This window comes from Isoptericola sp. NPDC056618, from assembly GCF_042792715.1.
GTDB lineage: Bacteria > Actinomycetota > Actinomycetes > Actinomycetales > Cellulomonadaceae > Isoptericola > Isoptericola nanjingensis.
This window is the reverse complement of the sequence record NZ_JBHTVZ010000001.1, coordinates 242,992-261,904: the sequence shown is the minus strand read 5'-3', so window position 1 is coordinate 261,904 and position 18,913 is coordinate 242,992. Positions and strand designations below refer to the sequence as shown.

The window sequence follows — 18,913 nt, the reverse complement described above, 5'->3', positions numbered from 1 at the left end:
GTCACAGCGTAGGGCGGCGGTCGAGGCGCGCGGCGACCGCGGCGGCGGTGACGGCGACGGCGGTGGTGGCGGTCGCCGTCACGACCACTCCCGCCCAGCCGGCGCCCTCCCAGACGTGCGTCGCGACCGCGCCCATCATGGCGCTGCCCACGTAGTACGCGAAGAGGTAGGCGCTCGACGCCTGCGCGGTGCCGCGCCCCTGCCGGTGCGCGCGGTCCACGGCCCAGCCGCTGACCAGGGAGTGCGCGCAGAAGAAGCCGACGGTGAGGACGCCGAGCCCGGCGACGACGGCCACGACGGAGGGCGGCACGGTCACCGCGACCCCGACGGCGAGCAGCACCAGGCCCGCCACGACGGCCGGGCCGCGCCCGCGCCGTCGGGCCAGGAGCTGCGCGACCGACGGCGTGACGATGCCGACCGGGTACGCCAGGTACACGAGCGTCACCGCGTGCCCGAGGGAGAACGGCGGCGCCTCGAGCCGGAAGGCGACCGCGTTGTACACGCCGACGAACGTGCCCATGCTCGCGAAGCCGACGGCGCACAGCAGCGCCACGACCGGGTCGCGGAAGGCCGACGCCGTCCCGGTCAGCACGCTGCCGAGCCGCAGCGGCCGCGGCGTGAACCGTGCCGAGCGGGGTACCAGCGCCCACAGGGCGACGGCGGCGAGGAGCGTCGTGACGCTCAGTACCTCGGTGGCCAGCGGCCACCCGCCGAGGGCGGCGAGCGGGCCGGGCAGGAGCCGCCCGACGGCGCCGCCTACCGCAGTACCGGCGATGTAGGCGGCGTTGGCGCGGGCGTGCGCGCCCGGGTGCATCTCCTCGCGCAGGTACGCGAGCGCGACGGCGGGCAGGCCGGCCAGCGCGACGCCGGCCAGCCCGCGTAGCACCAGCAGGCTGCCCCAGGTGGGGGCGAAGGCGCTCGCGAGCCCCAGCACGCCCGAGGCGAGCAGCGACCAGCGCATCACCTCGACCCGCCCGAACCGGTCGGCGACCGGGCCGACGGCCAGCAGTGCGACGGCCATCGCCGCGGTGGTCACCGACAGCACCTGGGCGGACGCGCCCGCCGAGACGTCGTAGTGCGCGGCGACCTGCGGCAGCAGCGGCTGCACGTAGTAGAGCAGCGAGAAGTTCGCGAGCCCGCCCGCGGCGAGCCCGAGCAGCGTGCGGCGGTACGCCCGCGACCCGGGGCGGTGGCCCGCGAGCGGGGCGGCGTCGCGCGCCGAGGCGGGCGCGGGCGGGGCGGTGGTCACCGGACCACGATGCGCCCGGCGCTTCGATGCGCCAAATGATCCGGGCGCCGGTCGTGATGCCAGAATTGCATCTGTCGGTCCGGAGGGAGGGGTGCGAGATGGACGAGCAGACCCTGCGGGTGTTCCTGTCCCTCTGCGAGACGGAGAGCACCCGCGACACGGCGGCGCTGCTGCGCGTGGACCAGTCGACGGTCTCCCGCACGCTCGCCCGCCTCGAGGCGGGGCTCGGCGTCGAGCTGTTCCGCCGGCACGGGCGCCGCATCGCGCTCAACCGTGCCGGCGTGAGCTTCCGCGGCGACGCCGCCCGCGTGCTCGACGAGATCGAGGTGGCGCGCCGGCACGTGCGCCAGGAGGCGCTCGGCGCGCGCACCGTGCGGCTCGGCTTCCTGCAGTCCGTGGCGCGGTGGCTGGTGCCGCGCGTCGTGACCGAGCTGCGTCGCGACGACCCGGACCGTCGCTTCGAGCTGCGCCAGGGCTTCGCGCAGGACCTGTTCGGCTGGCTCGACGACGACGTGCTCGACCTCGCGCTCGTCACGCCCCCGCCGCCCACCCGCACCACGAGCTGGCGGCTGCTGCACGAGCAGGTGCTGTGCGTCGCCGTCCCGCCGGGGCACCGGCTGGCCGGGCGCGCGAGCGTGGGCGTGGACGACCTGGCGGGGGAGCGGTTCGTCGCCTTCTCGCGCACCACCGAGCTGCGCGGCGTCGTCGAGGGCATGCTCGGCGCCGCCGGCGTCGAGGTGGAGGTCGCGTTCGAGTCCAGCGAGGTCGACACCATCCGCGGCCTCGTCGCCGCGGGGATGGGCGTCGCCGTGCTGCCCCGGCCCGAGCGGCCCGACGCCGCCGACCCCGTCTACGTGCCGCTGGAGCCGCGCACCACCCGGCGGCTCGGCATCGCGTGGGCCGACGGCGCTCGCCCACCGGCCGCCGTCACCGCCGTCCGACCGTCGCCGACCATGGAGCTGCGCACGTTCTGAGCCCCCGGAAGGTGCGCCACCGCATGGTCGGCGCGGGTGGGCGGCTACCCTGCCGATGGCCCGTCCGTCGACCCTGGAGGTATCCGGTGCTGCCGTCGCCCGACGAGCTGCGCACGCTGCAGCGCCGCACGCTGACCGTCGTCGTCGCGAGCCAGGTGCTCGGCGGCGCGGGGCTGGCCGCGGGCGTCACGGTCGGGGCGCTCCTCGCGCAGGAGATGCTCGGCACGGACCGCCTCGCCGGCGTGCCGACCATGCTGTTCACGCTGGGCTCGGCGCTCGCGGCGTTCCTCGTCGGGCGGATCACGCAGCGCGCGGGCCGTCGGGTGGGCCTGGGGCTGGGCTTCGCCGCGGGCGGCCTGGGCGCGGTCGGCGTGGTGGTGGCCGCGGCCCTCGGCGCCGTCCCGCTGCTGCTCGTGTCGCTGTTCGTCTACGGGGCGGGCACGTCCACCAACCTGCAGGCCCGGTACGCGGGCACCGACCTCGCCGCCCCGGACCGCCGCGCGACGGCGGCCAGCGTCGCGATGGTGTCCACCACGCTCGGGGCCGTGGCGGGGCCGAACCTCGTGGAGCCGCTCGGCGTCCTCGCGACGTCGTTCGGGCTGCCTGCGCTCGCGGGACCGTTCCTGCTCGCGGCCGTCGCCTTCCTCGCGGCCGGCGGCACGCTGTTCGCCTTCCTGCGGCCCGACCCGTTCCTCGTCGCGAAGGAGCTGGCCGGTGCCGCGGACGGCGCGGACGACGGCGCGCCGCCGGCGGGGACGGACGGGGCTCCGGACGGCGCGCGGCGCACCGTGCCGGCGGGCGTCGTCGTCGGCGCGACGGTGATGGTGCTGACGCAGATCGCGATGGTCGCGATCATGACGATGACGCCCGTGCACATGCGCGGCCACGGCCACGACCTGGGCGACGTCGGCCTCGTCATCGGCATCCACGTGGCGGCGATGTTCCTGCCGTCGCTGGTCACGGGCGTCCTGGTCGACAAGGTCGGACGGGTCCCGATGGCGGTCGCGTCGGGGGTGACGCTGCTGCTCGCGGGGATCACCGGCGCCGTCGCGCCGGGCGACTCGATGGTCCTGCTCGTGCTGTCGCTCGCGCTGCTCGGGCTCGGGTGGAACTTCGGCCTCATCGCGGGCACGGCGCTCATCGTCGACGCGACGACGCCCGCCACCCGCGCCCGCACCCAGGGCACGGTCGACGTGCTCATCGCGCTCGCCGGCGCGGGCGGGGGCGCGATGTCCGGCGTCGTGATGGCCGGGTCGGGCTACGCCACCCTGGCCCTCGGCGGCGGGGTCCTGTCGCTGCTGCTGATCCCGGTGCTGTTCCTCACGCGGAGGCCGTCGCGGGCGACAGCATGAGCGTGGAGAGGGAGCCCGCGAGGTCGGCGACGGCGCCCGGCACGGCGCGGTAGTACGCCCAGCGCCCGCGCTGCTCGCGCTCGAGCAGGCCCGCCTCGACGAGGATCTTGAGGTGGTGGCTGACGGTGGGCTGCGACAGCCCGACCGGCTCGGTGAGGTCGCAGACGCACGCCTCGTGGCCATCGTGCGCGGTGACGATCGACAGGAGCTGCACGCGCGTCGGGTCGGCGAGCGCCTTGAACGTGCGCGCGAGGTCGCGCGCCTCGGTGACGTCCACCGGGGGAGCGTCCGTGCCGCAGCAGCCGCCCTCGGTGGACACGGGCGTCAGCGGCAGGTCGATCGTCGTCATGCCTCCATCTTGCCACGCATCGAAGAATGTGGATACGTTGTCCCCGTTCAGTCATCGAAGTTCATCGATACGAGGGAGTGCGAGATGGTCGAGACGGTGCGGAGCGAGCTCCCGGTGGTCGTGATCGGCGCGGGCCCGGTGGGCCTGGCGGCGGCGGCGCACCTGCTGGAGCGCGGCCTCGAACCCCTGGTGCTGGAGGCCGGCGAGAGCGCCGGCGCTGCTGTCGCGTCGTGGGGGCACGTGCGGCTCTTCTCGCCGTGGCGGTACGACGTCGATGCCGCGGCCCGCCGCCTGCTCGAGCCGACCGGGTGGACCTCGCCCGACGCCGACGCCCTGCCGACCGGCGGCGAGCTCGTCGAGGGCTACCTGGCGCCGCTCGCCGCGACGCCCGAGATCGCGTCCCGGCTGCGCACCGGCACCCGCGTGCTGGCTGTCGCCAGGGACGGGGCGGACAAGACCCGCTCGCTCGGTCGGGAGCGCCGCGCCTATCGGGTGCGGACCGTTGACGCCGCGGGCCGCGTCGCCGACGTCCTCGCCCGCGCCGTCGTCGACGCCTCCGGCACGTTCTCGACGTCGAACCCGCTCGGCGTCAGCGGCCTGCCCGCGGCCGGCGAGGCCGACGCCGCGCCGTTCGTCACCGGGCCGCTGCCCGACGTCCTGGGGGTCGACCGCGCCCGCTTCGCCGGGCGGCACGCGCTGGTCGTCGGGATGGGCCACTCCGCGGCGAACACCCTGCTGAGCCTCGTGGAGCTGTCCGAGTCCGAGCCCGGCACGACCGTCACGTGGGCGATCCGCGGCGGGTCGGCGCGGCGCCTGTTCGGCGGCGGCACCGACGACGAGCTGCCCGCCCGCGGGCTGCTCGGCACGCGGCTGCGCGCGGCCGTCGACGCCGGCCGGCTGCGGCTGCTGACGCGGGTCTCGATCGAGCGGCTCGTCCCGGACGGCGGGTCGGTGCGGGTGCTCGGGACGGCGAAGGACGAGCCGCTGGCGCTGGACGTGCAGGCGATCGTCAACGCCACGGGCTTCCGGCCCGACCTGGACATGCTGCGTGAGGTGCGCCTCGACCTCGACCCGGTCGTCGAGGCGCCGAGCGCGCTCGCCCCGCTCGTCGACCCGAACCAGCACTCCTGCGGCACGGTGCCGCCGCACGGCGAGCAGGTGCTGCGCCACCCGGACGACGGCTTCTACCTCGTCGGCATGAAGTCGTACGGCCGAGCGCCGACGTTCCTGCTGGCCACCGGGTACGAGCAGGTGCGCTCGGTCGCCGCCGCGCTGGCCGGCGACCGCGCGGCGGCCGACGCCGTCGAGCTGGACCTGCCCGCCACCGGCGTCTGCTCCAGCGACCTGGCGCTGGAGGCCGACGGCGAGTCGTCCACAGGGTCGTGCTGCGGCAGCGGGCCGAGCGAGCCGCAGCTCGTCGAGCTCGGGGTCGGGGCTCCGGCGGGCGTCGGCTTCGCCACGGGCGTCGCCCACGGCCGCTCCGGCGACGACGAGAGCTGATCCACCGGCCTTCCAACAGGCGATCCCTCGCGTCATTCGACCGAATGACGCGAGGGATCGCTTGGTGGAAGGGTGTGTCGGACGGGTCAGTGGGCGACAGGGTCGACGCCCAGCGAGGCGAGCAGCCCGAGCACCCGGCGCCGGATCTCGTCCCGGATGGGACGCACGGCCTCGATGTCCTGGCCTGCCGGGTCGTCGAGCTCCCAGTCCTCGTACCGCGTGCCGGGGAAGATCGGGCAGGCGTCGCCGCAGCCCATCGTGATGACGACGTCGGACGCCCGGACGGCCTCCGTGGTGAGGACCTTGGGCTGCTCGGCGGTGAGGTCGATGCCGGACTCGGCCATGGCCTCGACGGCGACGGGGTTGATGCGGTCGGCGGGCATCGACCCCGCGGAGCGCACCTCGACCGCGCCGCCGGACAGGGCGCGCAGGAAGCCTGCGGCCATCTGGGAGCGGCCGGCGTTGTGCACGCAGACGAACAGGGCGGACGGCCGGGCGCGGTCGTCGGGGAGGGCGGGCATGCCCTCATATTGATCGACGTCGATGCGCGATGCAAGGGGTCGGTGCTCGACGGCTCAGGACTCCGGCTCCACCGGCCCGTCCTCACCCACGACCGCCTCGCCGCAGCTGGTCTCCTGCGCCGTGACGACGACGGGGTCGTCAGGCCCGGCGTCGTCCGCGACGGTCGCCTCGTCGCCGTTCGACGCGTTCAGCGCGGCGTCGTCCAGGTCCACGAAGGTGCGGGTGACGGTGAACGAGCTGCCCTCGGCGGACGTCGCGTTCAGGCCCGCGAGGTGCAGCGCGCCGTCGACCGCGGTGCACCCGACGCCCGTGCCCTGGCCGGTGAAGCCCTTGTCGAACGTGTAGGGCGCGCCGGCGAGGTTCTGCGTCGCGGCGAGGTCGCAGTCGGCGGCGGAGAAGAGCAGCACCTCGCGGCCCGTGTCGACGAGGGCGATCGGGGCGGTGCTGTCCCCGGCCGCCACGACGTTGACGACGGCGGACGCGCGCTGCGGGCTCGCCGAGTCGATCGCGGCCGAGAACGTGGCGCCTGACGCCGTCGTGATCCCGAACCGGCGCTCGGCGCCGCCGGTGAGCCACGCGGTGTCGGGCTCGCCGTCGCCGTCCACGTCGACGACCTCGTGCGTGTCCGCGCCCTCCGGGGTGCCGTCGTCGGTCTCGGCGCAGCCCGCGGCGCCCGTCGTCGTGGGCGAGGAGGACGGGTCGGGGGAGGCGTCCTCCGTCGCGGTCGCGGTCGCGGTGGGCGACGGCGACGCGGCGGTCGCGCCGTCGCTGCCGCCGTCCCGCACGGCCAGCCAGACGACGACGGCGGCCACCAGGACGACGGCGAGCACGATCACTCGCCAGGTCCAGGGGCTGCGGCTCGGGGTGGGCTCGGGGGTGTCGGTCATGGTCCCCAGGCAAACACCGTCAGGCGGGGTCGCGCACGCCGTGCAGTCGGGCGTGCAGGCCGCGCACCTCGTCGGCGAGGGCTGGGGCGGGCCCGCGGGTGGGGACGCCGGGCGCGACGGCGCCCACCGGCAGTGGGGTCACGGGGCCGGGCGCGACGCCCCACTCCTGCAGCCACGCGGTGAGCTGCGCGGTGCTCGAGGCGTAGACGATGGGGCCGAGGCCCACCCAGGCGTGCGCCGCGCTGCACATCGCGCAGTGCTCGCCCGACGTGTACGCGGTGGCGCCCGCCCGCTCCTCGGGGGTGAGGTGCGCGGCCGCCCAGCGGGCGATCTCGAGCTCGGGGTGGCGGGTCTGGTCGCCGTCCTTCACGCGGTTGCGGTCCTCGAACACGACGGCGCCGGCTGCGTCGACCAGCAGCGAGCCGAACGGCTCGTCCCCGTCGTCGAGCGCCTCGCGCGCGAGGTCCACGCACCGGCGCAGGTACGGCAGGTCGGCGTCGGTCGTCGCGGACGGCTCCTGGTATCCCATGCGGTCCATCATGCCCCGTCGCGGGCGGGACCGACCGGCCGTGCTGAGGCGTCGTCGAGCAGCGCCAGCTGGGCCCGGACGGCGGCGTCGACGCGCGCGACGTCGTCGGTGGCGAGCAGGTCGAGCAGGGCGCCGCGCAACAGGGCGAGGACCGCCGTGCGGCGGCGGGCGCCGGCCTCCGACTCTCGCTCGCCCGCAGGCTGGTGGGCGGCGAGCAGGGCGAGCCAGTCGTCCACCGTGCCGCGGGCGAAGCCGTGCCACGGCCCGTCGTCGGCTCCGAGGGATCGCGTGTAGGACTCGGCCCACAGCCGCAGCAGGGGGCGGTGCTCCGGGTCCGCCAGCCATTCCCACACGTGCCGGCCCGCGTCGGCGAGGCCCCGCTCGTCGGCCCGGTGGTCCAGGAGCGCGGTCTCGTCCTCGCGGGCCCGGGCGAGCACGGCCCGGACCAGGCCCTCCTTGCTGCCGAACAGCAGGATCAGCACCCGCGGGCTCGACCCGACCGCGGCCGCGAGGGGGCGCAGCGAGAGGTCCGTCAGCCCGTGCTCGAGCGCGTAGCGGTACGCGGCCTCGAGCAGCTCGGTGCGGCGGGGGGAGGGGGGTGGTGCCTGCCGCGTCATGGGAGCTACCCTAGCGGACGAGTGAAACAGTCGTTTCAGTCGGCGGCCGGGGGGTCGCCGACCCGACGGAAGGAGGGGCCATGACCGGGACAGCCGTCCGGCACGCCGTCGTCGTCCGGCCCGCGGACCGGCCGGGGGACCTCGGGTGGATCGTGCAGGCCCACGGCGAGGTGTACCACCGCCAGTTCGGGTGGGACGCGGAGTTCGAGGCGCTCGTGGCCCGGATCGTGGCCGACTACGCGGGCGCGCACGACCCGGCGCGCGAGGCCGCGTGGATCGCGGAGGTGGACGGTCGCCGCGCCGGCTCCATCCTCCTCGTCGCCGACGAGGAGGAGCGCGTCGCGCGCCTGCGCATCCTGCTCGTGGTTCCGGAGGCGCGCGGCCACGGGGTCGGCGGGCGCCTCGTCGAGGAGTGCCTGCGCTTCGCCCGGGAGGCCGGCTACCAGCGGGTCGTGCTGTGGACCAACGACGTGCTCGCCTCCGCCCGGCACCTGTACCAGGCGGCCGGGTTCGCGCTGGTCGACGAGCGGCCGCACCACAGCTTCGGGCACGACCTCGTCGGCCAGACCTGGGCGCTCGACCTCACCCGACCCGCCTGACCCGCCTCACGACCGGCGGCGCAGCGCCGGGTCGTCCTCGTTCGCCTCGAGCGCCGCGATGAGCGTGCGCGCGTCGTGGGGGCCGCGGTGCCGGACGCCGTCGAGGAAGAACGTCGGCGTGCCGCGGGCGCCGGACGCCGCGGCGCTCGCCTCGTCCGCGCGGACCCGGGCGTGCAGGGCCTCGTCCGTCAGGTCGGCGTCGAACCGCTCGAGGTCCAGGTCGAGCGTGGCGGCGTAGCCGCGCAGGTCGTCCGGCTCCAGCCGGGACTGGTGGGCGAACAGCGCGTCGTGCATCTCCCAGAACCGGCCCTGCCGGTGCGCGGCCTCGGCGGCGACGGCCGCGAGGTAGGCGTGCGGGTGCACGTCCCGCAGCGGGAGGTGCCGCACGACGTACCGCACGCGGTCGCCGAAGTGCTCGCGCAGCTCGGCCCCCATCCCGGTCGCGCGGGCGCAGAACGGGCACTCGAAGTCGAGGTACTCGACGACCGTGTGCGCGGCGTCGACGTCGCCCTTCGCGTGGTCGCGGTCGGGGTCGACGGCGGGGGACAGCGTGACCGGCAGGTCCGCGCTCGCCTCGCCGTACCGCACGCGGGCGACGGTGAAGATCGTCCACCCCAGCAGGGTGGACAGCACCATCGCGATGAGGATGCCGACCGTCGCGGCCTGCCCCGCGGGCGTGCCGTCGAACGCGAGGTCCACCACCAGCAGCGACACGGTGAAGCCGATGCCGGACAGGGCCGCGCCGCCGAGCACGCTGCCCGGGCCCACGCCGTCGGGCAGCCTCCCGAGCCCGGCGCGGACCGCGCCCCATGTGCCGAGGCCGATCCCCACGAGCTTGCCCACGACCAGGCCCGCCACGACCCCCCACGTGATCACCGACCCGAGCGCCGCGCCCAGCGCGCCGCCGCGGAGGTCGATCCCCGCGTTGGCCAGCGCGAACAGCGGCACGACGACGAGCGAGACGGGCCCGCGGAGGACGTCGTGGAGGCGGTGGTTGACCGAGATGGACCGGGCGAGCCCGACGCGGGCGTTGCGCGCCACGCTGGCGCTGGGCGACTGCCAGTAGTCGCGGAACAGGCTCTTGGCCTGCAGCACGTCGTCGCGCCGGGTGGCGACGGCGGGCACGAGCAGCCCGGCGAGCATGCCCGCGATCGAGGGGTGCACGCCCGCCTGCACGGTCGCGCCCCACAGCACCACGACGACGAGCACGTACGGCGAGCTGCGCCACTCGCGCATCCGGCCCAGCAGCCACAGCACGGCGAGCGCGGCGACGGCGACGAGGAGCGGCGCGAGGCGGACCTCCTCGGAGTAGACGACGCCGATGATGCCGACGGCGAGGAAGTCGTCCACCACGGACAGCGTGAGCAGGAAGACGCGCAGCTGGCTCGACATCGCGGGCCCGACCAGCGCGAGCACGCCCAGCAGGAACGCCGTGTCGGTGCCGACGACGACGCCCCAGCCGTGCGGGTCGGCGTGGCCGGCGACGGCGAGGAAGACGAGCGCGGGCACGATCACCCCGAGCGTGCCCGCCACGAGCGGCACGAGGCGCGAGCTGCGCTGCCGCAGCGACCCGATCGCCAGCTCCTGGCGCACCTCGAGGCCGACGACGAAGAAGAACAGCACCATGAGGCCGTCGTTGACCCAGTGGTGCAGGTCCATGTCGAAGCGCAGGTCGCCGACGTCGACGTGGATCGGCAGCTCCCACAGGTGCTCGTACCAGCCGGACAGCGGCGAGTTGGCCCACACGAGCGCCAGCAGCGTCACGCCCACGAGCAGCAGCGCGGCCCCGGACTCGGTGCGCAGCCGTTCGGCGAGCGCGCGTGCGGCCATGCGGGTGCCTCCCGTCCGTCGTGGGTGCGGGTCCGCGAGGAGCCTATGACGGCCCCGGGCTCCGGTCGCAGGGGGACCGGCACGTGGCCCGCGCGGGAAGGAACAGCGCTCAGGCGGTCCGTGTTCCCAGCCAGGGCGCCAGGACGTCCTCGCGACCGAGCCAGCGCAGCCCGCCGTCCGCCACCTCGGCGCCGGTGGCCAGGGCCTCGCCGAAGGCGTCGAGGATGCGGTCGTGCACCTCGCGGGCGTCGCGCGGCTCGCCCGCCCCGACCACGAGGATGCGCGTGACGGGCGGGTGCCCGGCCGCGACCTCGTCCCAGGTGCCGAGGTCCGCGACGCACAGGGCGCCGCCCGCGCCGTCCCACAGGCACGCGGAGTCGGGCCGGTTCGGCACGTGGAAGACGCCGCGGCTGCGCACCGGCCCGGTGCCGAGGTCCTCGACGTGCGCCAGCAGCCGCTCCGGGTGGAAGGGGCGGTCGCTGCGCAGCAGCAGGCTCCAGCTCCGGTCGCGCGGGTCCTTGGCGCGCCGGCGGGCGCCGCGTGCGCCGAGCGGGTGGGCGCGGCGCTCGGCCGCGGCGGGGGCGTGCGATCGGACGGAGAGCGCGACGGGGTCGAGGTCGTGCAGGCCCTCGACGCGGTGGCTGTCGACGGCGCGCAGCCGGTCGACGAGGCCGCCTCCCGTGGCCGAGGCGCCGGTCGTGACGACCACGTCCACCTGCTCGAGCTGCGCGGCCAGCGCCTCGCCGACGGGCCGCTGGTCGTCGTCGGTGAGCGCGAGCCCGCGCTCGTCGACCAGGTCGTCGCCGAGGAGGTCGGCCTCCAGGGCGTCGAGGTCGACGACGCCGACCGTCGCGGCGAGCCGGAGGGCCTCGAGCGCCCCGCCCGGCTGGGCCTGCGCCGCCAGGGCGCGCGCCACGGGCAGCGGCTCGGCGGTGACGGGCAGGGCGAGCACGAGGTGGGCCCAGCGACCGTCGTCGGCGAGACGGGCGAGGGCCGGCACGGCGTCCTCGCGCACGCTGCACGACACGCACGCGTGCTCGAGCGCCACCGTCTCGTCCTCCAGGACGCCGGTCGCGTCGACGACGACGCGGCGCAGCGCGCCGTCGTCCGGGAGCAGGTCGTGGCGCACCACGACGACGTCGGGAGCCCCCAGGGTCAGGCTGGCGGCGGCGGCGTCGCGCAGCACGGGGTCGACGGCGACGAGCACGCTCAGCGCCGGTGCGGCGGGCGTGGCGGGCGCGTGCGGGCGGTCGGGAATCACGAGCACCTCCGGTGGGTTGGGGATGACGGTACTTGAGAACAGTTCTCAAGTCTGTCACTGTAGCGCCCTGATGAGAACCGTTCTCACAACGGAGGTATCGATGTCCGCCCGCTGCCAGGTGCTCGGCACGGTCCCGGGGTTCGGCCACGCGATCTCGCACTCGCACGTGCGGACGAAGCGCCGCTGGGACCCGAACGTCCAGAAGAAGCGCTACTGGGTGCCCTCGCTCGGCCGCACCGTCACGCTGCGGGTGAGCGCCCGGGGCATCAAGACCATCGACCGCGACGGCATCGAGGTCGTGGTCGCCAGGATCCAGGCACGAGGAGAGAAGGTCTGATGGCCACCCGCACCGACCTGCGCCCGATCGTCAAGCTCCGCTCGACGGCGGGCACGGGCTTCACGTACGTCACCCGCAAGAACCGCCGCAACGACCCCGACCGCGTCGTGCTGCGCAAGTACGACCCCGTCGTGCGCCGGCACGTCGACTTCCGCGAGGAGCGCTGATGGCCAAGACGTCCAAGATCGCCGCCGACGCGCGGCGCCGCGACGTCGTCGAGCGGTACGCCGCCCGGCGGGCCGAGCTCAAGCGCGTCGTCGCGTCGCCGTCGTCCACGGCGGAGGAGCGGGCCACGGCCGTCATGGAGCTGCAGCGCCAGCCCCGCGACGCGAGCCGCACCCGCCTGCGCCACCGCGACGTCGTCGACGGCCGCCCCCGCGGCTACCTGCGCCGCTTCGGGCTGTCCCGCATCCGCCTGCGCCAGCTGGCGCTGCGGGGCGAGCTGCCCGGCGTCACCAAGTCCAGCTGGTGAGAGGAGACACCACCATGAAGCAGAGCATCCACCCCACCTACGGCCCCGTCGTCTTCCGCGACACCAGCGCCGGCACCGCGTTCCTCACGCGCTCCACGCTGGCGGGGGACGCCGCCTCCGGGCCCGGCCGCCCCGCCCGCACGATCGAGTGGGAGGACGGGAACACCTACCCCGTGGTCGACGTCGAGATCTCGGCCGCCAGCCACCCGTTCTGGACCGGGGCCGCGCGCGTCGTCGACACCGCCGGCCGCGTCGAGAAGTTCCGCCGCCGCTACGGGCAGGGTGCCCGATGAAGGTCCGCGCCTCGTTGCGGTCGCTGAAGCGCCTGCCGGGCGCCAAGGTCGTCCGCCGCCGCGGCAGGACGTTCGTCATCAACAAGCAGAACCCCCGGTTCAAGGCCCGCCAGGGCTGAACCGGGGGTTCTCCCCAGACCGACCTGACGAGAGGAGCGGCCGTGGCCGTCCCCAAGCGCAAGACCTCCCGCTCCCGCACCCGCAGCCGCCGGGCCCGGTGGAAGGCCGAGCCGCCGGTGCTCGTCCCCGTGGTCGTGGCCGGCCGCACGGTGCAGGTCCCGCCCCGGCTCCTGCGGGCGGTGCGGCGAGGAGACGTGGACCCGGGCTGACGGGGCCGGGACGCGAGGCGAGCCCGCGGCGCGACGCGCCGCGGGTTTCGTCGTGCCCGCTCTGGTCACCCGCCGTCGTCGCTGGTATGTTCCGCCTATTCGATATATCCAAACGATGGAGTGCGTGGTGACGGACCAGGGTGGCCCCCCGATGCTCGACGAGCGCGTGCTGCGCGAGGTGACCGACCGCGTCGCCGCGGCGTTCGACGTCCCGACGGCCGCCGTCTTCGCCGAGGCGATGCGGCGCACCCTGCGCGACGCCGTCGTGCTCGAGCCCGACGGCACCGCCTTCGTGCTCACCGGCGACATCCCGGCGATGTGGCTGCGCGACTGCGCGGCACAGATGCGCCCGTACCTCGCCCTGCTCGACGTCGACCCGGGGATCGGCGACGTCGTCGCGGCCCTGGTCCGGCGCCAGAGCACCCAGATCCTGCACGACCCGTACGCCAACGCCTTCAACCGGACGCCGGACGGCGCCGGGCACCAGGCCGACCGCACGGCGATGACGCCCGGCGTCTGGGAGCGCAAGTACGAGGTCGACTCGCTCGCGTTCCCCCTCCAGCTCGCGCACCAGCTGTGGCTCGCCACCGGGCGCACGGACCACCTCGACGACACGTTCCGCAAGGCCGCGGAGCTCGTCGTCGCCACGCTCCGGACCGAGCAGGACCACGACGCGCGGTCCGACTACCGGTTCGAGCGCGACGACTGCCCGCCGACCGACACGCTCGTCCGCGACGGCCAGGGGTCGCCCGTCGCCGTCACCGGCATGACCTGGAGCGCGTTCCGCCCCAGCGACGACGCGTGCGTCCACCACTACAACGTGCCCGGCAACCTGTTCGCCGCCGCGTCGCTGCGCGACCTCGCGGAGCTCGCCCTCGGCCCCGTCGCCGACCCGGGCCTGGCCGCGCGGGCCGAGGAGCTCGCCGCCGAGCTCGATGCCGCCACCCGCCGGCACGGCGTCGTGGACCACCCCGAGCACGGGCGGATCTTCGCCTACGAGGTGGACGGCCTCGGCCACCGGCTGCTCATGGACGACTCGAACATGCCGAGCCTGCTCTCCCTGCCGCTCACCGGCGGCGTCGCGCTCGACGACCCGCTCTACGTCGCGACGCGCCGGTTCGCCCTCAGCGACGACAACCCCACCTACGTGCGCGGCACGACCGGTGACGGTCTCGGCAGCCCGCACACGCCGCCGCGCTACGTCTGGCCCATCTCGGCCGCCGTCCGGGGCCTGACCTCGACGGACCCGGCGGAGAAGCGCGCTCTCGTCGCGTCGATGCTCGCGGCCAACGCGGCACGCGGGCGGATGTGCGAGTCGTACCACGTGGACCGCCCCGAGGAGTTCACCAGGGAGTGGTTCAGCTGGGCGGACTCGATGTTCTGCGAGCTCGTGCTCGACGTCGTCGGGTACCACGTCCCCGGGGCACCCGGGGCGGAAGTGTTCAGGCACGACGCGTAGGCGGACGTGCGGATCGGCGAAGGAGGCGATCTGAACCATGACGGTGACGACGGCGGCGACGGCGCCGCCGGGCAGGACTGCGGAGTCCGCGCCCCCGGCCCTGGCACCACGCAGACCCTCACGGCAGTGGAGGATCCAGGAGAGGTGGGCGTGGCTCTTCGTGGCCCTCCCGATCGCCCTGTTCGCGATCTTCGTGGTCATCCCGGCGGGCATGGCGCTCGTCATGAGCTTCACGAGCTATTCGGTCATCGGCGACTCGGGCTGGGTGGGTCTCGACAACTACCGCCGGCTCTTCCTCGACCCGTACTTCTTCATCGCCCTGCGGAACACGGCGTACTACACGGTGCTGTTCGTGCCGCTCGGGATCGTGGTCGCGCTGGCGACGGCCCTGCTGCTGCACCGCAACGTGCGGGTCTCGACGCTCTTCCGGACCTTCTTCTACGTCCCCGTGGTCTCGTCGACGGTGGCGACCGCGACGATCTGGCTGTGGCTGCTCAACCCGCAGTTCGGCATGGTCAACGTCGCGCTCGGCTGGTTCGGCATCGACGGCCCGGCCTGGCTGTACGACTCGAACTGGGCGATGCCGGCGATCGTCATCATGAGCGTCTGGGCCGGCTTCGGCACCAACATGATGATCTACCTCGGCGGCCTGCAGGGGATCCCGCCGCAGCTCTACGAGGCCGCCCGCATCGACGGGGCGGGCTGGTGGCAGCAGCTGCGCTACGTCGTCATGCCGAGCCTGTCGCGCACCACGTTCCTCGTCTCGACCCTCCTGGTGATCGGCGCGTTCCAGGTGTTCGACCAGGCCTACGTGCTCACCAAGGGCGGCCCGGGCAACTCGACGATCACGCTCGTCTACTACATCTACACGCAGGGCTTCGGGAACCTCGAGATGGGCTACGCGTCGGCGATCTCGTTCGTGCTCTTCGCGATCATCGCGATCTTCGCGGTCATCAACGCCCGCGTCACGGGGAGGGACAACACATGAGCGCGCAGACCGCACCCGGCCTGTCCGTCGCGGCCACCGCCGCCCTTGCCGACGGGGCCTCCCGGCCGGCCGTGCTGCACACCAAGCACCGGACCCCGGCGCAGCGCGTGGGCGCCGTCGCCTGGTGGATCGCCGTCGTCGCGGTGGCGGTCCTCACCGTCTTCCCCCTGTTCTGGACGCTGGTCACGTCGCTCAAGCCGGCCGGCGACATCCTGTCCGGGGCGCTGGACCTGATCCCGCGCACCGTCACGCTCGAGAACTACGACCGCGTGATCACCGAGGTGCCGTTCGGCCGCTACTTCGCGAACTCCATGCTGCTCGCCGTCGCCGGGGTCGTGCTGAACCTGTTCTTCGGCTCCCTCGCCGGGTACGCGTTCGCCAAGCTGAAGTTCCGCGGCAAGCGGGCGCTCTTCGTCACCCTGCTGGGGTCGCTCATGGTGCCCGGCATCGTGACGATGGTGCCGTCGTTCCTGGTGCTGCGCGCCATCCCGTTCGCCGGCGGCAACAACGTCGTCGGGCAGGGCGGCGTCGGCCTGCTCAACACCTGGTGGGCGATCATCCTGCCCGGGGCCGCCGGGGCGTTCGCCGTGTTCTTCATGCGGCAGTTCTTCTCCTCGATCCCGGACGAGCTGGGCGAGGCCGCGCGGATCGACGGCGCGTCCGAGTTCCGCATCTTCGCGCAGGTCTACCTGCCGCTCGCCAAGGCGGGCGCCGCCGTGCTCGCGATCCTCACGTTCCAGGCGGGCTGGAACTCCTTCATGTGGCCGCTGATCGTCCTCAACGTCCAGGAGATGTGGACGGTGCAGGTGGGGCTGGCGTCGTTCGTCACCGACTACGCCACCGACTACGGCCCGCTCATGGCCGGGACCGTGATCACCAGCCTGCCGGTGCTGCTGCTGTTCGTCTTCGCCCAGCGCTACATCATCGAGGGGGTCTCCCATGTCAACGCCCGTTAGCCGCCGCGCGATCCTGCGGGCGCTCGGCCTGGGTGCCGGTGCCGCCGTCCTGTCCTCCTGCGCGGCGCCGAACCAGCCCCGCTACACGGACGCGGGCGCCCGTCGCCTGACCATGTGGGGCAGCTGGGCGGGCGACCAGGCCGCGCAGATCACGACGCAGCTCGACGCGTTCAACGCGGCGCAGTCCGAGTACGAGTTCCGGTACGTGCCGCAGGGCGTGCTCGAGGAGAAGATGCTCACCGGCATCGCCTCGGGCAACGTGCCCGACCTGGTGCTGTGGGACCGGTGGCAGACGGCCAAGTACGGCCGCCGCGGTGCGCTGCAGGCGATCGACTCGTGGGCCGCGCGCGACGGCGTGGACCTGGGGTCCTTCTACGCGGAGTCGGTGCGGGAGATGAGCGTCGGCGACGAGACCTTCGGCCTGCCGCTCATCGTCGACACGCGGGCGCTCTTCTACAACAAGGCGCACCTCGACGAGGCCGGCATCCGCCCGCCGACGACGTGGGCGGAGCTGGCCGACGCCGCCGAGGCGCTGACGGTCCGCGAGGGCGGGCGGCTCACGCGGGCGGGCTTCGAGATCCAGGACGTCGGGCTGTTCAGCATGTGGCTCAAGCAGGCGGGCGGCGAGCTCCTCGACCCGACGGAGCGCCACACGGCGTTCGACTCCCCGCAGGGCCTCGAGGTCCTCGACTTCTGGGACGAGCTGCTGCACGAGCGGCGGGTGTACGAGCTGGGCTTCTCCGACGGCATCGACGCCTTCGCCCAGGGTGCGGTGTCGATCAAGTACGACGGGCCCTGGAACCTCCCCACCTGGGACGCCGTCGACGGCCTCGAGTACGGCGTCGTCCCGGCCGTCGTGGGGCCGCGGGGCGACTCCGGCGCCTCCATGGGCGGCTTCGGCCTCGTCGTCCCCGCCGACGCACCCTGCCCCGAGGGTGCGTGGGAGCTCATGAAGTGGTGGGCGGCGGACCAGGAGAACAGCCTCGCGTTCGCCGAGATCAGCAAGAACATCCCGGCGAACGTCGAGGCGTCGCGACGCGCGGTGGGCACGGTCGACGACCGCTTCGCCCCGATGGTCGAGACCATCGAGGTGGCCTCCGTCCGCCCGCCCGTGCCCGGGTACTCGGACGTCGAGACCCTCGCCCTCATCCCCGCCCTGCAGGAGGTGATGTCGGGATCCCTGGACGGTCCCGCCGCCCTCGCCGACGCCGCCGCGCAGGGCGACCGCATCCTGGAGGCCAACCGATGACGACCACGACCCCCGACGCCGCTCGCGTGCAGACCTGGGCGGGGCGCGCCGACGTCGCGCAGCACAGCGTCGACCTGCTCTACGGGGCCGCCGCGCCGCAGCTGCTGCACAACGGGCATCCCGAGCCCGCCGACGCCACGTTCAACTACTGGTGGCTGGCGCACGTCGTCGACTGCCGGCTCGACGCCTTCGCCCGGACCGGCGACGGCGCGTGGCTCGACGCGGCGCGTGCGACCGCGGCGAACATCCGCGAGCGCAACGGCGGCAGCCTGTTCAACGACTACTTCGACGACATGCTCTGGTACGCCCTCGCCCTGCTGCGGCTGGCCGAGGCGACGCCGGACGACGGCGAGCGCGCGGCCGTCGAGGCGGACGTCGTCGCGCTGTGGGAGCACGTGGTGTCGCTCGGGTGGAACGACGTCCACGGGCCGTCGTTGTCGTGGCGCAAGCAGCAGCCCGACTACAAGAACACCCCGGCCAACGGACCCTTGGCGATCCTCGGCGCGCGGCTGGCACGACGCACCGGCGACGGCGCCTTCCTCGACCGTGCGCTGCGCACGGTGGCATGGCTCGAGGAGCACCTGGTCGGGCCGGACGGGTTCGTCGAGGACGGGCTCGGCCGCGAGGGCGGCACGGACGTGGACACGCACTGGCGCTTCACCTACAACCAGGGCTTGTACATCGGCGCCTGCGTCGAGATGTACAGGTCCACGGGGGACGCCGGCTGGCTGGACACGGCCGAGCGGACGGCCCTCACGTCGGTGCGCGAGCTCGCCACGGGCGGCGTCTTCCGCCGCGAGGGCGACCTGGTCGACGACGACGTGCCCGACACGGCGGGCGGCGACGTCGGCCTGTTCAAGGGCGTCTGGTACCGGTACGCGGCGCTGCTGCTCGAGGAGCGGTCCGTCCCCGCGGTCGAGGACCTGGTGCGCACCAGCACCGACGCCCTGTGGGAGCACGGTCTGGTGCCGTACGGCGGCGCGCGCCCGGCGGACGGGGCGCCGATGGCCGCGGTGGAGAGCCTGCGGCACGCGGGCGTGGTGCTGCGGCCGGGGGACGACTGGACCCGGCCGGCACCGACCCAGGTGGGGTACTCGACCGTGCTGAGCGCCGTGATGGCGCTCGAGGTCCGGGCGGCGCTGGGATGACGGGCAGCGCGCG

General features: G+C 74.6%; 23 protein-coding genes. 15 read left to right on the top strand and 8 right to left on the bottom strand.

Annotated elements, in window-relative coordinates; genetic code table 11:
- Position 1 precedes the first annotated feature (1 nt).
- On the bottom strand, positions 2–1,249 hold the full coding sequence (locus ACFQ8T_RS01215; RefSeq protein WP_430544748.1) for an MFS transporter: 1,248 nt from the start codon (positions 1,247–1,249) through the stop codon (positions 2–4).
- 98 nt (positions 1,250–1,347) lie between these two features.
- Here ACFQ8T_RS01215 and ACFQ8T_RS01210 point away from each other — a divergent pair, with 98 nt between their 5' ends.
- Both ACFQ8T_RS01210 and ACFQ8T_RS01205 read left to right on the top strand, forming a co-directional pair.
- Complete coding sequence (locus tag ACFQ8T_RS01210; protein ID WP_430544747.1) at positions 1,348–2,223, top strand: LysR substrate-binding domain-containing protein; 876 nt, start codon at positions 1,348–1,350, stop codon at positions 2,221–2,223.
- An 86-nt stretch (positions 2,224–2,309) separates the two neighbouring features.
- Entirely contained in the window at positions 2,310–3,575 is a 1,266-nt protein-coding gene (locus ACFQ8T_RS01205) for an MFS transporter (RefSeq protein WP_430544746.1), read from the top strand.
- Here the strand turns inward: ACFQ8T_RS01205 and ACFQ8T_RS01200 are convergent.
- Positions 3,544–3,924, bottom strand: coding sequence for an ArsR/SmtB family transcription factor (locus ACFQ8T_RS01200; protein ID WP_430544745.1), 381 nt, complete (start codon positions 3,922–3,924; stop codon positions 3,544–3,546). The genes ACFQ8T_RS01205 and ACFQ8T_RS01200 overlap by 32 nt on opposite strands.
- Before the next feature lie 84 nt (positions 3,925–4,008).
- Here ACFQ8T_RS01200 and ACFQ8T_RS01195 point away from each other — a divergent pair, with 84 nt between their 5' ends.
- Positions 4,009–5,424: an FAD-dependent oxidoreductase gene (locus ACFQ8T_RS01195; protein WP_430544744.1), complete on the top strand. Its 1,416-nt coding sequence runs from the start codon at positions 4,009–4,011 to the stop codon at positions 5,422–5,424.
- Between the two features lie 86 nt (positions 5,425–5,510).
- Here ACFQ8T_RS01195 and ACFQ8T_RS01190 read toward each other — a convergent pair whose 3' ends face one another.
- Genes ACFQ8T_RS01190 through ACFQ8T_RS01175 form a run of 4 tightly spaced genes read right to left on the bottom strand, consistent with a single transcriptional unit; the run spans position 5,511 to position 7,979 of the window.
- The gene (locus ACFQ8T_RS01190) at positions 5,511–5,945 is read right to left on the bottom strand and encodes an arsenate reductase ArsC (protein WP_430544743.1); all 435 of its coding nucleotides are present in this window, start codon (positions 5,943–5,945) and stop codon (positions 5,511–5,513) included.
- A gap of 54 nt (positions 5,946–5,999) precedes the next feature.
- The gene (locus tag ACFQ8T_RS01185; RefSeq protein WP_430544742.1) at positions 6,000–6,833 is read right to left on the bottom strand and encodes a hypothetical protein; all 834 of its coding nucleotides are present in this window, start codon (positions 6,831–6,833) and stop codon (positions 6,000–6,002) included.
- A gap of 19 nt (positions 6,834–6,852) precedes the next feature.
- A complete protein-coding gene (locus tag ACFQ8T_RS01180) occupies positions 6,853–7,362 on the bottom strand; it encodes a nucleoside deaminase (protein ID WP_430544741.1) in 510 nt (169 codons plus the stop codon).
- Positions 7,363–7,370: 8 nt separating this feature from the next.
- Entirely contained in the window at positions 7,371–7,979 is a 609-nt protein-coding gene (locus tag ACFQ8T_RS01175; protein ID WP_430544740.1) for a TetR/AcrR family transcriptional regulator, read from the bottom strand.
- A gap of 80 nt (positions 7,980–8,059) precedes the next feature.
- Here ACFQ8T_RS01175 and ACFQ8T_RS01170 point away from each other — a divergent pair, with 80 nt between their 5' ends.
- Complete coding sequence (locus ACFQ8T_RS01170) at positions 8,060–8,578, top strand: GNAT family N-acetyltransferase (RefSeq protein WP_430544739.1); 519 nt, start codon at positions 8,060–8,062, stop codon at positions 8,576–8,578.
- A gap of 6 nt (positions 8,579–8,584) precedes the next feature.
- Here ACFQ8T_RS01170 and nhaA read toward each other — a convergent pair whose 3' ends face one another.
- Positions 8,585–10,408: a Na+/H+ antiporter NhaA gene (gene nhaA, locus ACFQ8T_RS01165; RefSeq protein WP_430544738.1), complete on the bottom strand. Its 1,824-nt coding sequence runs from the start codon at positions 10,406–10,408 to the stop codon at positions 8,585–8,587.
- Between the two features lie 109 nt (positions 10,409–10,517).
- Positions 10,518–11,669, bottom strand: coding sequence for a CobW family GTP-binding protein (locus ACFQ8T_RS01160; RefSeq protein ID WP_430544737.1), 1,152 nt, complete (start codon positions 11,667–11,669; stop codon positions 10,518–10,520).
- A gap of 100 nt (positions 11,670–11,769) precedes the next feature.
- Here ACFQ8T_RS01160 and rpmB point away from each other — a divergent pair, with 100 nt between their 5' ends.
- The 11 genes from rpmB to ACFQ8T_RS01105 all read left to right on the top strand — a co-directional run bounded on the left by rpmB (position 11,770) and on the right by ACFQ8T_RS01105 (position 18,900).
- Positions 11,770–12,006 (top strand): 50S ribosomal protein L28, encoded by a 237-nt coding sequence (gene rpmB, locus ACFQ8T_RS01155; RefSeq protein ID WP_430544736.1) that lies wholly within the window; start codon positions 11,770–11,772, stop codon positions 12,004–12,006.
- On the top strand, positions 12,006–12,173 hold the full coding sequence (gene rpmG / locus ACFQ8T_RS01150) for a 50S ribosomal protein L33 (protein ID WP_079573907.1): 168 nt from the start codon (positions 12,006–12,008) through the stop codon (positions 12,171–12,173). Before rpmB ends, rpmG begins: the two co-directional genes overlap by 1 nt.
- Positions 12,173–12,478, top strand: coding sequence for a 30S ribosomal protein S14 (rpsN, locus tag ACFQ8T_RS01145; protein WP_430544735.1), 306 nt, complete (start codon positions 12,173–12,175; stop codon positions 12,476–12,478). Before rpmG ends, rpsN begins: the two co-directional genes overlap by 1 nt.
- Before the next feature lie 14 nt (positions 12,479–12,492).
- Positions 12,493–12,771, top strand: a complete 279-nt coding sequence (locus ACFQ8T_RS01140; protein ID WP_430544734.1) for a type B 50S ribosomal protein L31 — start codon at positions 12,493–12,495, stop codon at positions 12,769–12,771.
- Positions 12,768–12,890, top strand: coding sequence for a type B 50S ribosomal protein L36 (ykgO, locus tag ACFQ8T_RS01135; protein ID WP_079573901.1), 123 nt, complete (start codon positions 12,768–12,770; stop codon positions 12,888–12,890). The genes ACFQ8T_RS01140 and ykgO overlap by 4 nt, the downstream gene beginning before the upstream one ends.
- Before the next feature lie 42 nt (positions 12,891–12,932).
- On the top strand, positions 12,933–13,100 hold the full coding sequence (gene rpmF / locus ACFQ8T_RS01130) for a 50S ribosomal protein L32 (RefSeq protein WP_430544733.1): 168 nt from the start codon (positions 12,933–12,935) through the stop codon (positions 13,098–13,100).
- A 127-nt stretch (positions 13,101–13,227) separates the two neighbouring features.
- Complete coding sequence (locus tag ACFQ8T_RS01125) at positions 13,228–14,559, top strand: glycoside hydrolase family 125 protein (protein ID WP_430544732.1); 1,332 nt, start codon at positions 13,228–13,230, stop codon at positions 14,557–14,559.
- A gap of 160 nt (positions 14,560–14,719) precedes the next feature.
- Positions 14,720–15,547 carry a carbohydrate ABC transporter permease gene (locus ACFQ8T_RS01120; protein WP_429762927.1) on the top strand — a complete coding sequence of 276 codons (828 nt, stop codon included), beginning with the start codon at positions 14,720–14,722 and terminating at the stop codon, positions 15,545–15,547.
- The gene (locus ACFQ8T_RS01115; protein ID WP_430544731.1) at positions 15,544–16,503 is read left to right on the top strand and encodes a carbohydrate ABC transporter permease; all 960 of its coding nucleotides are present in this window, start codon (positions 15,544–15,546) and stop codon (positions 16,501–16,503) included. Before ACFQ8T_RS01120 ends, ACFQ8T_RS01115 begins: the two co-directional genes overlap by 4 nt.
- Positions 16,487–17,752, top strand: a complete 1,266-nt coding sequence (locus ACFQ8T_RS01110) for an ABC transporter substrate-binding protein (RefSeq protein WP_429762929.1) — start codon at positions 16,487–16,489, stop codon at positions 17,750–17,752. Before ACFQ8T_RS01115 ends, ACFQ8T_RS01110 begins: the two co-directional genes overlap by 17 nt.
- Positions 17,749–18,900, top strand: coding sequence for a glycoside hydrolase family 76 protein (locus ACFQ8T_RS01105; protein WP_430544730.1), 1,152 nt, complete (start codon positions 17,749–17,751; stop codon positions 18,898–18,900). The genes ACFQ8T_RS01110 and ACFQ8T_RS01105 overlap by 4 nt, the downstream gene beginning before the upstream one ends.
- Positions 18,901–18,913: the final 13 nt, after the last annotated feature.

Coding starts and splice junctions, on each gene's coding strand:
- ACFQ8T_RS01185 (WP_430544742.1), bottom strand. CDS start 6,833: ATGACCGACACCCCCGAGCCCACCCCGAGCCGCAGCCCCTGGACCTGG.
- ACFQ8T_RS01105 (WP_430544730.1), top strand. CDS start 17,749: ATGACGACCACGACCCCCGACGCCGCTCGCGTGCAGACCTGGGCGGGG.
- ACFQ8T_RS01200 (WP_430544745.1), bottom strand. CDS start 3,924: ATGACGACGATCGACCTGCCGCTGACGCCCGTGTCCACCGAGGGCGGC.
- rpmG (WP_079573907.1), top strand. CDS start 12,006: ATGGCCACCCGCACCGACCTGCGCCCGATCGTCAAGCTCCGCTCGACG.
- rpsN (WP_430544735.1), top strand. CDS start 12,173: ATGGCCAAGACGTCCAAGATCGCCGCCGACGCGCGGCGCCGCGACGTC.
- ACFQ8T_RS01190 (WP_430544743.1), bottom strand. CDS start 5,945: ATGCCCGCCCTCCCCGACGACCGCGCCCGGCCGTCCGCCCTGTTCGTC.
- ACFQ8T_RS01115 (WP_430544731.1), top strand. CDS start 15,544: ATGAGCGCGCAGACCGCACCCGGCCTGTCCGTCGCGGCCACCGCCGCC.
- ACFQ8T_RS01195 (WP_430544744.1), top strand. CDS start 4,009: ATGGTCGAGACGGTGCGGAGCGAGCTCCCGGTGGTCGTGATCGGCGCG.
- nhaA (WP_430544738.1), bottom strand. CDS start 10,408: ATGGCCGCACGCGCGCTCGCCGAACGGCTGCGCACCGAGTCCGGGGCC.
- ACFQ8T_RS01110 (WP_429762929.1), top strand. CDS start 16,487: ATGTCAACGCCCGTTAGCCGCCGCGCGATCCTGCGGGCGCTCGGCCTG.
- ACFQ8T_RS01175 (WP_430544740.1), bottom strand. CDS start 7,979: ATGACGCGGCAGGCACCACCCCCCTCCCCCCGCCGCACCGAGCTGCTC.
- ACFQ8T_RS01140 (WP_430544734.1), top strand. CDS start 12,493: ATGAAGCAGAGCATCCACCCCACCTACGGCCCCGTCGTCTTCCGCGAC.
- ACFQ8T_RS01170 (WP_430544739.1), top strand. CDS start 8,060: ATGACCGGGACAGCCGTCCGGCACGCCGTCGTCGTCCGGCCCGCGGAC.
- ACFQ8T_RS01180 (WP_430544741.1), bottom strand. CDS start 7,362: ATGGGATACCAGGAGCCGTCCGCGACGACCGACGCCGACCTGCCGTAC.
- ACFQ8T_RS01210 (WP_430544747.1), top strand. CDS start 1,348: ATGGACGAGCAGACCCTGCGGGTGTTCCTGTCCCTCTGCGAGACGGAG.
- ykgO (WP_079573901.1), top strand. CDS start 12,768: ATGAAGGTCCGCGCCTCGTTGCGGTCGCTGAAGCGCCTGCCGGGCGCC.
- rpmB (WP_430544736.1), top strand. CDS start 11,770: ATGTCCGCCCGCTGCCAGGTGCTCGGCACGGTCCCGGGGTTCGGCCAC.